Source organism: Kitasatospora sp. NPDC093679 (assembly GCF_040683455.1).
Taxonomy (GTDB): domain Bacteria; phylum Actinomycetota; class Actinomycetes; order Streptomycetales; family Streptomycetaceae; genus Kitasatospora; species Kitasatospora arboriphila.
On sequence record NZ_JBFBDW010000003.1, the window covers coordinates 133849 to 145534 of the forward strand.

An 11686-nucleotide genomic window follows, 5' to 3' on the forward strand; every position below is an offset into this window, starting at 1 on the left:
CCGCCATGGTAGGGGCCCGCGTCAGGCCGGCCGGGTGGAGCTGAGGTGGGCGAAGACCACGACGTTGTCGGCGTAGTCGTGGGTGGCCCGGTTGTACTCGCCGGCGCAGGTGATCAGCCGCAGCTGGGCGTCCGGGGTGTCGCCGTAGACCAGCTGGTCGGGGAAGGCGTTCTTGGCGAAGGTCTGCACCGAGTCGACGGTGAAGACGGCGACCGAGCCGTCGGCGCGGGTGACCTCGACGGGGTTGCCGGGGCGCAGCACGTACAGCATCAGGAAGACGGCGGGGCCCTTGGTGGTGTCGACGTGCCCGGCGACGACCGCGGGGCCGCGTTCGCCGGGGGTCGGACCGTCCTTGTACCAGCCGACGAGGTTGCGGTCGTCGGCCGGCGGGGCGGCGAGGCCGCCGGTCGGGGTGAGGCCGAGCTCGGTGAAGGGGGCCTCGACGAAGAGCTGCGGGATGCGCAGCTTCACCGGCTTGGAGCGGGACATCGCGGGGACGGCCGGGGTGGTCCGGGAGGGCGGTGCGGTGGGCGCCGGGCTCGCACTCGCGACGGCCGCCGGGCCGCCGTCGGCGGAGCGGGGGGCGGCGGGGGTGGTCTCCACGGACTGGTACATGACGAACACCCCGACGGCGGCGAGGCCCATCGCCCAGCGCAGCGGGCTGCGGCCGGGGTCCTTGCCCGCGGGCCGTTCACCGGTGCCGGATGTCTGCTGGCCCATGGCGGCCGCCTCTCACGGGGTGCTGCGGGTCCTGCGGATCTGGGGAAGACGCGTCCGGCCGTGCCCGGCTTCCGGGGCGGGTACGGCCGGACGCGGCCGGTGGGCGGCGCGGTCCACGGGGACGGGACGGCGCCGCGGGGGGCGGTACTAGCGGATCGGGATCGGGATCAGGACTCGGAGCCGCGGCGGCGGCGCAGCGCGACCGTGCCGACGCCGAGACCGCCGGCGAGCAGCGCCGCACCGGTGGCCAGGCCGCTGCCGGAGACGGCGATCCCGCCGCCGCCGGTGTGGACGCCGCCGTGTGGGGCCTTGTCCGCCCAGGAGCCCTCGGCCTTGGTCTCCTTGCCGGAGTCCTTGCCCTCGGACTTGCTCTCCGACTTGCTCTCGGACTTGCTCTCGTAGGTCATGTCGGACGTGCTTTCGGACTTGGTGTCCGACTTCGTCCCGGCCTTGTGGTCCTCGGGGGCGGACTTCTGCTCGGCGGTCGAGCCGGGCGCCTTCTCCGGGGCCTTGTCGGCGGGGGCCTGCTCCGTCCACACCCTCTGGTCGTCGCTCCCGGGACCGGTGGGCGGGTCGGCGTAGGCGGCCGGGATGGCGATGGCCAGGGCGGCGGCGCCAGCCGCTCCGGCGAAGAGGATGCGCTTGGGCAGCATGGGGGGTTCCTTCCGGCGCCTCCGTGCGACAGCCGGCCTCGGTGCCGGCGCAAGGGATCGCGGATGCGCCGTGACCACCGTGGTTCACACCCCGTCAGGCCGCCACCGCAGGTCATCGCCCGCGCGGGGGACGTGCAGGGGACGTGGCGGCGGACGGTCCGGGCGTCCCGCCAGCGTGCGTCGGAGTGTCGCGGCCCCGGCCGCGACGGTCCGCCCGTGTCGGGCGCTGGGCCGTTGGGGTGTAGCTGCGGGAATCGGCGCGCCATCGCTGCAGCCTCGGGCATGCATCCGCCATGCTGTCACATCATCAGATCATGTCCCGTCGGCTGTTGCTGAGCGTCGCCGGGATGGGCCTGCTCTCCGCGGCCGGGTGCCAGCTGGCCTCGCACGACGGCGGCGACGGAGCAGCACCGGGCGGCCTCCTGCCCTCCGACCCGGCCTCTCCCCCGGCGTCGTCCGCGCCGCCCGCGGCCCCGTCCGCCCCCGCCGCGGCGAGCCCCGCCTCCGGGCCGGTGCCGCCGCAGCCCCGCAAGGTGAGCAACCCGCTCTTCTCGCTCGCCTCCGACGACCGGCTGGTCGCCCTCACCCTCGACGACGGCCCGGACCCGGTGCACACCCCCGTGGTCCTGTCCGTCCTGGAGCAGTACCGGCTGCGCGCCACCTTCTTCCTGATCGGCGAGAACGCCGAACGGCAACCCGCCCTCGTCCGCGAGATCGCCGCCCACGGCCACCACATCGCCAACCACACCTGGAGCCACCCGGACCTGCGCGGCATCACCGACGCCAAGGTCCGCGACGAACTGCTCCGCACCTCCGACCTGCTCGGGACCACCACCGGCCGGACCCCCACCTGGTTCCGCGCCCCCGGCGGCGACTGGTCGGACGCCTCCCTGCGGATCTGCGCCGAACTCGGCATGCGCCCCATGGGCTGGTCCGTCGACCCCCAGGACTGGGCCCGCCCCGGCACCTCGCTGATCACCCAGCGCGTGCTGCAGACCATCGGCCCCGGCTCGATCGTCCTCAACCACGACGGCGGCGGCGACCGCTCCCAGACGATCGCCGCCCTGCGCACCTACCTCCCCGTCCTCCTCGACGAGGGCTACCGCTTCACCGCGCCGCAGTAGGCACCCACGGCCGGTGCCGACCGGTCGCCGACCGGGCACTCCGCCGCCGGCACCGGGAAGTCGCCGTAGCCGTGGACGCGCCCTGCCTGTCCATCGCCTCGTGCCCACGGGCGGGGACGGGGTGGTCCGAGCCGAGGAGGCTGCGGACGGCAAGGCGCAGCGCCGGCTCCGGGCGAGGACCGGACCTCCGGGCGTTCTCGCGGAGTTGCGCCGGTCCTGGTGGAACTCGCCTGCCGGTCGGGTGACGCCGAAGTCGAACCCGGCCGCTTCGGCCGTGCCGTCAGTCATTCCCCCGGGTGACGGTCCGCCAGCCGATTCGGATCCCTGTCCGGCAGCGGCCCGGAGCGACCTCCACGGGCGGGTGAATCCCGGCGTGGTGCGCGGCTCGCGGGCCGCGCGGTGCTCTAGAGTGGGAGTCACCGGCTTGGGCGTTTTGGCTGGTCAGATGCCCTTCTGGGCTGACAGGCCGTCGGGTCGGAGGTAGGGCGGGTGGGACTCGAACCCACGACCAAGGGATTATGAGTCCCCTGCTCTAACCGGCTGAGCTACCGCCCCCCGATCCGGCCTGCCGCAGCGGCGCGAAGGCCCTTGCAGCAGCAGACGGCCCCTCAGGGCCGTCACCGGCAGCATAGCCGGTCGATCAGTCGGAATGCGCGCCGGGTGCGCATCCGGGTACGCCCGCGCACTTCCGCCGTCGGCGCCCGCCGCCCGTCCCGGCCGCCGGCCAGCCCCGCCGCCATCTCTGGCGCCGCTCCGGAGGGTCCTGATTAGATCTTGCGGGGGCCCGCATCCGCGGCTCGGCGGCGAGGGAAGCGAGACAGGCTGATGGCAGGCAGGCGGCGGACGGGTGCCCTGGCACTGCTGCTGGCGGCCGTCGGCTGGGCGACCGCCTCCTGCGCCTGGCCCGGCGGCGGCCCCGACACACCCGGCTCCCACCCGGCCCCGCGGAACACCGCGAGCGACCGGATCGGAGCGCTCTTCCTCGGCAGCGCGGACGGCCCGCGGATGTGCACCGCGAGCGTGGTCAGCAGCCCCCGGCACAACCTGCTGGTGACCGCCGCCCACTGCGTGGAGACCCTCGACCGGGGCCGCGAGGAGGGCCTGGTCTTCGCCCCGGGCCTGCGCGACGGCCGGACCCCGTACGGCGTCTGGCCGCTCACCGGGATCACCGTGGACGAGCACTGGACGGACTCCGAGGACCCGGAGTACGACGTGGCCTTCCTCACCGTCGCAGACGTCGACGGGCAGGAGATCGAGGACGTGCTCGGCGGCAACCGGCTCGGCACCGGCCGCGGCTTCGGCCTGCCGGTCTCGGTCACCGGCTACCCGAACGACAGCGAGGAGCCGATCACCTGCGCCACCCGGACGGCCTCGCAGAGCCCCACCCAGGAGAGTTTCCGCTGCACGGGCTACAGCGTGGGCACCAGCGGCAGCCCCTGGCTCACCGCGGACGGCGCGGTGATCGGCGTGATCGGCGGCTACCAGCAGGGCGGCTACGAGGACGAGGTCTCCTACAGCGTGACCTTCGACGACCGGGTGTCCGCGCTCTACCGCCGGGCGACGGCCTGATCCCCGGCCTGCCCGGCCGCCCGACGGCGGCGGAAGGGCCCCGGGCAACACGAAGGCCCCCCGGCCGTGCCGGAGGGCCTTCGCTCTGCGCTGATCACCCAGTACTCCGGGTGAAGCTCCCCCAATTGGACTCGAACCAATAACCTGCCGATTAACAGTCGGCTGCTCTGCCAATTGAGCTATGGGGGAATGCTGTTACCGCAAACGAACGGGCGGCCACGAGGTCCGTCCGGAGCTCCCCCAATTGGACTCGAACCAATAACCTGCCGATTAACAGTCGGCTGCTCTGCCAATTGAGCTATGGGGGATCGAGCTTCCGCCCCGGCTCCCGGTTCTCCCGGGCCCGTGGCGCTCGCTGCGGGACATACATTAGCGCACTGAGGGGGGTGGTCCGCCAATCGCTTTCGCCCGGCCCCGCGGCCGGGCCCCGCCGCCCCGCCCGGCGCGCCCCGCGCGCGGCCGTCCGCCCCGCCGGGGATGCTGGTGCCACGGCGGCGCCCCCGCCCGGCGGGCGGCTGCCGCCCGGGCGGTTCGCCGCCGGGCACGACGGGTAGGCGCAACGCGGCAGACGACCGCGTGGAAGGGCGGAGAGCAGAGCATGTGGAAGGTCACGTTCATCGTGGGGGTCGGGGTCGGCTACGTCCTCGGCGCCAAGGCGGGCCGGCAGCGGTACGAGCAGATCGCCCGGACCGCCCGGAAGGTCTCGCAGAACCCGAAGGTCCAGGACGCCGCGGGCAAGGCCAAGCAGCAGGCGGGCGCGGTGGCCGGCAAGGCGGCCGGCGCGGTCGCCGACAAGGTCGGCGACAAGCTGCCGAACGCCGTCACCGACCGGGTGTCGGCCTTCCAACGCAACCATGCGACCGACGACAGTTGGGGCACCGTCCGTCCGTAGCGGAAGGACGCACACCGGACCTCCGCGGATCCTGTACCGACTGGGCAACACTTGACGCGGCGGGCCACGAACGGGCCGTCCGCTGAGGCATGATCGCATCATGGCCATCGTTGCGGGCATCGACAGCTCCACCACTCGCACCAGGATCGTCGCGTGCGACGCCGAGACCGGCGCCGTCCTCCGGGACGGCAAGGCGCCGCACCCGCTCCCGGAGGGGGCCGATGCCCGCGGCACCGAGGTGGATCCGCAGACCTGGCTGCACTCGCTCGGCGAGGCGGCCACCGGCGGCCTGCTGGAGGGCGTCACCGCGATCGGCGTCTCGGCCCAGCAGCACGGCCTGATCGGACTCGACGCCGGCGGCGTGCTCGTCCGGCCCGCACTGCTGTGGAACGACCCCCGCTCGGCCGGTGCCGCCGCCTCGCTCATCGACGCGCTCGGCGGCCCGGCCCCGTGGGTGGAGGCGATCGGCTCGGTGCCCTCCCCCACGTACACGATCGCCAAGCTGCGCTGGCTGGCCGAGTTCGAGCCGGTCTCGGCCAAGCGGATCGCCGAGGTGCTGCTGCCGCACGACTGGCTGGTCTGGCAGCTGCTCGGCCACCCCAGGCGGCGCACCACCGACCGCGGCGACGCCTCCGGCACCGGCTACTGGTCGCCCGTCACCGGTGAGTACCGGCAGGACCTGATCAAGCTCGCGCTCGGCCACGAACTGCACGTCCCGGACGTGCTCGGCCCGGCCGAGGCCGCCGGGCACACCCCCGAGGGCCTGCTGATCTCGGCCGGCACCGGCGACAACATGGCCGCCGCCCTCGGCCTCGGGCTGCGCCCCGGCGACGCGGTGGTCTCGCTCGGCGGCAACGGCACCGTCTTCGCCGTGCACGAGCAGGCCGTGGTCGACGTCACCGGCGCCGTCTCCTCGTTCGCCGACGCCACCGGCCGCCACCTCCCGATGGCCGGCACCCTCAACGCCGCGCAGGTGCTGCGCTCGACCGCCGCGATGCTCGGCTGCGACCTGGAGGCGCTCAGCGACCTCGCCCTGCAGTCCTCCCCCGGCTCGTACGGCCTGGTGATGCTGCCGTACCTGGACGGCGAGCGGACCCCGAAACTGCCGCACGCGGCCGGCACCCTGACGGGCCTTCGGGCCGAGTCGATGGGCCCTCAGCACCTGGCCAGGGCAGCCGTCGAGGGCATGCTGTGCAACGTCGCCGAGGCGCTGGACGTGCTGCGCACGCACGGCGTCCCGGTCGGCCGGGTGTTCCTGCTGGGCGCGGTCGGACGGCTGCCGGCCGTCCGGGAGGTGGCCCGGCAGCTGTTCGGGGTGCCGGTGCTGATCCCGCCGCCCGGCGCGCACGCGGCGCGGGGCGCCGCCCGGCAGGCCGCGTGGGCGCTGGCCGGCACCCCGGAGCCCCCGGAGTGGGAGCTGCCGGAGGTGGTCGTGCTGACCCCGGACCCGGACCAGGACCTGCCGATCGGCAACGCGGTGCGCCAGCAGTTCAGGGCCGTCCGCGAGCAGATCCACCCGGAGACGGCGGCCGGCTGAGCGCCCGCCGGCAGCCGGGCCTCCGGCGGTCAGTCGAGGTAGGCGCGGAGCTGCTCGGCGTAGGCGTGCGCGCGGAGCTTGCCGAGCGCCTTGGACTCGATCTGCCGGATGCGCTCGCGGGTGACGCCGAACAGCGTGCCGATCTCCTCCAGGGTGCGCGGCCGGCCGTCGTCCAGCCCGTAGCGCAGCCGGGCCACCTGGCGCTCCCGCTCGCCGAGGGTGGCGAGCACGGCCTCCAGGTGCTCGCGGAGCAGCAGCAGGGCGGCGCTCTCCGCGGGCGAGGCGGCGTCGGCGTCCTCGATCAGGTCGCCGAGCGCGACGTCGTCCTCCTCGCCGACCGGGGTGTGCAGCGAGACCGGCTCCTGGGCCAGCCGCAGCACCTCGCGGACCCGCTCCTCGGGGAGCTGCACGGCCAGTCCGACCTCCGCCGCGGTGGGCTCCCGGCCGTTCTCCTGCAGCATCGTGCGCTGCACCCGCAGCACCCGGTTGATCTGCTCCACCACGTGCACCGGGACGCGGATGGTGCGGGCCTGGTCGGCGAGCGCCCGGCTCATCGCCTGGCGGATCCACCAGGTCGCGTAGGTGGAGAACTTGTAGCCGCGGGCGTAGTCGAACTTCTCGACGGCGCGGATCAGGCCGAGGTTGCCCTCCTGGACGAGGTCGAGCAGGGTCAGGCCGCGGCCGACGTACCGTTTCGCCACGGACACCACCAGGCGGAGATTGGCTTCGATCAGGCGGCGTTTGGCGATCCGTCCGATCACCACCAACCGGTCGAGGTCGCCGGCGAGGGTGCCGTCCAGCGGTTCGCCGTCGGCGGCGGCGCGGTCCAGGGCCTCCTCGGCGAACAGGCCGGCCTCGATGCGGCAGGCCAGCTCGACCTCCTCCGCGGCCGTGAGCAGCCGGATCCGGCCGATCTCCCGCAGGTACTGGCGGAGCAGGTCGGCGGCGGGCCCGGTGGCGTCGTCGAGCGACGGGAGGCGGGCTCCGGGATCGGGCTCCTCGGCGTCGGGCTGCTCCGCACCGGGACGTACGGCGTCGGGCCGCCGGGCGTCGGGCTGCTCGGCCGGCCCGGCGTTCGCAGCGGCCGGCCCGGGTGCGCGGGGGCCGTCCTCGGCACCGGGCGGGCCGGCCTGCGGGGGCACCCTGGTCCCGGTGCCCGGCGGGCCGGCGGCGCGGTCGTGCACGGTGCCGTCGTCGCGGGCGACGGCCTGGGGCCGGCGGGCTGCTGCTAGCTCCACGGGAATCCCTTCGGGCCGCGCGCGGCAGCTGGGGGACGCCGCGCCACACGGGACTGGGATACCCACGAGTGTGGGCCGCGCCACACGCGGGGCGCCGGCATTCCTGGAGATGTACGGACAGCCGGGCCGTCGGCCCCGCCACGAGGGGCCGTCTAGAGCGCCGCGGCGCCGCGGGAGCGGAGCTGGTGGCCGTACTGCTGGAGGGCGTACAGCTCGCTCTGCACGGCGTTGAGCTCCTCGGCGGAGGCGCGGCTGCCGAGCCGCTGGAGGTGGGCGCGGGCCTCGGTGACGCGCCGGTCGACGGCCTGCAGGCGGAGCTTGACGAGGAACTCGCCGGCGTAGATCTCGTCGGCCTTCCGGCGGGAGCGGATCGGCTCCACGGTCAGCTCCAGGACGAGGCGGCGCACCTCGTCGTCGGGGCAGGCCTCGCGGACGGCGCCGGTGAAGTCGGGCAGCGCGGCGCCGTACGCCGTTCCGCCGGCCTGACCGATCGCCCGGCGGACGGCCCGGTACGGCGGGGTGGGGAACTCGTCCTCGCCGTACTGGTCGAAGGCGGGGCTGACCAACTCGGGGTGCTGGAGGGCGAGTTTGATCAGCTCGCGCTCGACGAACTGGGCCGGGTCGCGCGGGTTCAGCCGGTAGGCGGGCGCGGCCGGGCGGACGGGTTGCGGGGCGGCCTCGGCGCGGCGGGCGCCCGGCCGGGTCCGGTCGTTCTGCTGGTTCTCGCGCTGCCAGCGGGCGAGCTGGCCGATCCGGCGGACGACGAACTGCTCGTCGAGGATGCCGAGCATGCCGGCCAGCTGGACGGCGTACTCGTGCTGGATGGAGCGGTCCTTGATCCGGACGATGATCCGGGAGGCCTCCTCCAGCGCGGCGGCCCGGCCCTCGGCGGTGTCCACCCGGTGCCGGGCGACGGCTTGGCGGAGGGCGAACTCGAAGAGCGGGACGGGGTTCTCGATCAGCTCGCGGACGGCGTCGTCGCCCTTGGCGAGCCGCAGTTCGCACGGGTCCATGCCGTCGGGGGTGATGGCGATCGAGGTGCGGGCGGCGAACTTCTGGTCGTCCTCGAAGGCTCGCAGCGCGGCCTTCTGCCCGGCGGCGTCGCCGTCGAAGGTGAAGACCGTCTCGCCCCTGTACTGGGAGGTGTCCATCAGGAAGCGGCGGATGACCTTGATGTGCTCCTCGCCGAAGGAGGTGCCGCAGGTGGCCACCGCGGTCTCCACACCGGCGAGGTGACAGGCCATCACGTCGGTGTAGCCCTCGACGACCACCGCCCGGCCGGACTTGGCGATCTCCTTGCGGGCCAGGTCGATGCCGTACAGCACCTGGGACTTCTTGTAGAGCGGCGTCTCGGGGGTGTTGAGGTACTTGGGGCCGTTGTCGTCCTCGCGCAGCCGGCGGGCGCCGAAGCCGATGACCTCGCCGGCGGTGTCCCGGATCGGCCAGATCAGCCGGCCGCGGAAGCGGTCGATCAGGCCGCCGCGCTGGCCCTTGGAGGCCAGGCCGCCGAGCAGGATCTCCTTGTCGCTGAAGCCCTTGCCGCGCAGGTACCGGACGAGGTGCTCCCAGCCGGCCGGGGCGTAGCCGACGCCGAAGCGCTTGGCCGCGGTCTCGTCGAAGCCGCGCTCGGCGAGGAAGCGGCGGCCGATCTCGGCCTCCGGGGAGGCCAGCTGCTCCTCGTACCAGGCGGCGGCGGCCTTGTGGGCCTCGACCAGGCGGGTCCGCTCGCCCTGCTGGTGGCGCGGCGAGTAGCCGCCCTCCTCGTAGCGCAGGGTGATGTTGGCCTGGGCGGCCATCCGCTCGACGGCCTCGGCGAACGAGCAGTGCTCGATCTTCATCAGGAAGGAGATGGTGTCGCCGGCCTCGCCGCAGCCGAAGCAGTTGAAGACGCCCTTGCCGGGGTGCACGTAGAACGAGGCGGACTTCTCGTCGTGGAAGGGGCAGACGCCCTTCAGCTGCGCACCGCCACCGTTGACGAGCTGCACGTAGTCGCCGACGACGGCGTCGATCGGCAGTGCGCTGCGCACCGCCTGCACGTCCTCGTCCCTGATCCGCCCGGCCACCCGTGAAGTGTAGGCGACCGGGCGCGACCGGCGGGGTCAGCGGTGCTGGACGAGTCTGGCGTGCAGGGCGAGCGCGGAGGCGTCGGTGAGGGTGGCGATCTGGTCGATCACGGCGCGCAGCGCGGCCCGGTCGTCCTCGGCCTCCTCGTGCACGGCGGCGAAGACCGGGTCGAGGCCGTGCGGGGCACTGCGGGTGAGGGCGTCGGCGAGCTCGGCGATGACGATCCGCTGCCGGGAGCGGAGCTGGGCCTGCTCGTCGCGCTGCATCACGTAGCGGACGGCGACGGCCTTGAGCACCGCGCACTCCAGCCGGACGGGGCGCGGGACGACCAGCTCGGCGCCGTACCGGGTGAGCCGGCCGGGGCCGTAGCGGGCCCGGGTGGCCTGCTCGGCGGCCAGGCAGAACCGGCCGATGAGCTGGGAGGTGAGGTCCTTCAGCCCGGCCCGGGCGCGGGCGCTGCCGTCGTAGCTGCGCGGCCACCACTCCTGCGCCTGGAGGCGGTCGAGGGCCTCGGCGAGCTCGGCGGGGGCGGCGTCGGGGGCGTACCGCTCGGCGATCTTGAAGAGTTCGGCGCGCTCCTCGGCGGAGCGCAGCGCGTTCGGGTCGATGTGGCCGGCCTGCAGGCCGTCCTCGACGTCGTGGGTGGAGTAGGCGACGTCGTCGGACCAGTCCATCACGGTGGCCTCGAAGCACTTGCGGCCGTCCGGCGCGCCGGCCCGCATCCAGCGGAAGACCGGCAGGTCGTCGCCGTAGACGCCGTACTTGGTGGAGGACGGGTCGGTGGGGTGCCGGCCGCGCGCCCACGGGTACTTGGTGGCGGCGTCGAGGGCGGCGCGGGTGAGGTTGAGGCCGACGCTGCGGCCGGGCCGGGGGGCGAGCCGGGTCGGGCTCTCGTCGGCCGGGGCGAAGCGCTTCGGTTCGAGGCGGGTGAGGATGCGCAGTGACTGGGCGTTGCCCTCGAACCCGCCGCACTCGCGGGCGGCCTGGTCGAGGGCCTCCTCGCCGGTGTGGCCGAACGGCGGGTGGCCGATGTCGTGGGCGAGGCAGCCGGTCTCCACCAGGTCCGGGTCGCAGCCGAGGGCGGCGCCGAGCTCGCGGCCGACCTGGGCGCACTCCAGGGAGTGGGTCAGTCTCGTCCGCGGGAAGTCGCTCTGCAGCGGGGCGACCACCTGGGTGGTGCCGGCGAGCCGGCGCAGCGCGGCGGAGTGGAGCACCCGGGCGCGGTCGCGCTGGAAGGCGGTGCGGCCGGGGCGCTTGTCCGGCTCGGGCACCCAGCGGGCCTCGGCGTTGGGGTCGTACGGCGTGGTGTCGTCCATATACCCGCCACGGTACGCCCGCTGACCGACATCCAGGGATGCGCCGCGCTACGGCCGGGCGGCCACCAGACGGCGCCACCGGGGCTGCTCGGCGACCAGGCAGGCGGCGGCGAGCACGGTGACCGGGACGGCGGCCCGGGCGGGCCAGGCCGCCCAGGCGCCGGCGACCGCGGCGACGAGCTGGAGCAGCACCAGGCCGACGGTGACGTACCCGGGGACGGGGACGACGACCTGCTTCTTGTCCCCGGGGGTGGCGAGGACGGTCGGCAGGCCGATCAGCAGCAGGAGCGCGGCGGCGGAGAGCCAGGGCGAGATGCCGGCGAGGGCCCAGGGGGCGGCGACCCAGGCGACGAGCTCGGTGAGGAAGCGCAGCGCGTCGGCGAGCCGGACGGGCTCGGCGGGGTCGGCGGGGTCGGCGGGTGTGGCGGGTGTGGCGGGTGTGGCGGGTGTGGCGGGTGTGGCGGGTGTGGCGGGTGTGGCGGGTGTGGCGGGTGTGGCGGGTGTGGCGGGTGTGGCGCTCCTGGGGTCGGCCATGCGGCCAACTCTGGCACAGCGGTGGGGAGTCACGCACCG

Annotated in this window: 10 protein-coding genes and 3 tRNA genes; 4 read left to right on the forward strand and 9 right to left on the reverse strand. The window is 74.6% G+C overall.

The annotated features are described in order from the left end of the window. Positions 1-21 precede the first annotated feature (21 nt). Positions 22-720, reverse strand: coding sequence for a class F sortase (locus tag AB0O09_RS04095; protein ID WP_363539965.1), 699 nt, complete (start codon positions 718-720; stop codon positions 22-24). Between the two features lie 167 nt (positions 721-887). Beyond that, entirely contained in the window at positions 888-1373 is a 486-nt protein-coding gene (locus AB0O09_RS04100) for a hypothetical protein (protein WP_363539967.1), read from the reverse strand. A 314-nt stretch (positions 1374-1687) separates the two neighbouring features. Here AB0O09_RS04100 and AB0O09_RS04105 point away from each other — a divergent pair, with 314 nt between their 5' ends. Next, on the forward strand, positions 1688-2497 hold the full coding sequence (locus AB0O09_RS04105) for a polysaccharide deacetylase family protein (protein WP_363539969.1): 810 nt from the start codon (positions 1688-1690) through the stop codon (positions 2495-2497). 481 nt (positions 2498-2978) lie between these two features. On the opposite strand, the gene AB0O09_RS04110 is transcribed toward AB0O09_RS04105, so the two are convergent. Beyond that, positions 2979-3052, reverse strand: a tRNA-Ile gene (locus AB0O09_RS04110). 270 nt (positions 3053-3322) lie between these two features. Here AB0O09_RS04110 and AB0O09_RS04115 point away from each other — a divergent pair. After that, positions 3323-4066, forward strand: a complete 744-nt coding sequence (locus AB0O09_RS04115; RefSeq protein ID WP_344622667.1) for a trypsin-like peptidase domain-containing protein — start codon at positions 3323-3325, stop codon at positions 4064-4066. Positions 4067-4182: 116 nt separating this feature from the next. On the opposite strand, the gene AB0O09_RS04120 is transcribed toward AB0O09_RS04115, so the two are convergent. Then, positions 4183-4255, reverse strand: a tRNA-Asn gene (locus tag AB0O09_RS04120). A gap of 46 nt (positions 4256-4301) precedes the next feature. Further along, positions 4302-4374, reverse strand: a tRNA-Asn gene (locus tag AB0O09_RS04125). A 290-nt stretch (positions 4375-4664) separates the two neighbouring features. On the opposite strand from AB0O09_RS04125, the gene AB0O09_RS04130 reads away from it, so the two are divergent. After that, positions 4665-4958 carry a hypothetical protein gene (locus AB0O09_RS04130; RefSeq protein ID WP_344622666.1) on the forward strand — a complete coding sequence of 98 codons (294 nt, stop codon included), beginning with the start codon at positions 4665-4667 and terminating at the stop codon, positions 4956-4958. A gap of 100 nt (positions 4959-5058) precedes the next feature. Further along, positions 5059-6495: an FGGY family carbohydrate kinase gene (locus AB0O09_RS04135; protein ID WP_363539971.1), complete on the forward strand. Its 1437-nt coding sequence runs from the start codon at positions 5059-5061 to the stop codon at positions 6493-6495. 29 nt (positions 6496-6524) lie between these two features. Here AB0O09_RS04135 and AB0O09_RS04140 read toward each other — a convergent pair whose 3' ends face one another. The 4 genes from AB0O09_RS04140 to AB0O09_RS04155 all read right to left on the reverse strand — a co-directional run bounded on the left by AB0O09_RS04140 (position 6525) and on the right by AB0O09_RS04155 (position 11647). Next, positions 6525-7733: an RNA polymerase sigma factor gene (locus AB0O09_RS04140; protein WP_363539973.1), complete on the reverse strand. Its 1209-nt coding sequence runs from the start codon at positions 7731-7733 to the stop codon at positions 6525-6527. 152 nt (positions 7734-7885) lie between these two features. Then, positions 7886-9796: a DNA primase gene (gene dnaG / locus AB0O09_RS04145; RefSeq protein ID WP_363539975.1), complete on the reverse strand. Its 1911-nt coding sequence runs from the start codon at positions 9794-9796 to the stop codon at positions 7886-7888. A gap of 36 nt (positions 9797-9832) precedes the next feature. Then, a complete protein-coding gene (locus AB0O09_RS04150; protein ID WP_363539977.1) occupies positions 9833-11113 on the reverse strand; it encodes a deoxyguanosinetriphosphate triphosphohydrolase in 1281 nt (426 codons plus the stop codon). Between the two features lie 48 nt (positions 11114-11161). Beyond that, complete coding sequence (locus AB0O09_RS04155) at positions 11162-11647, reverse strand: hypothetical protein (RefSeq protein ID WP_363539979.1); 486 nt, start codon at positions 11645-11647, stop codon at positions 11162-11164. Between the last annotated feature and the right edge of the window lie 39 nt (positions 11648-11686).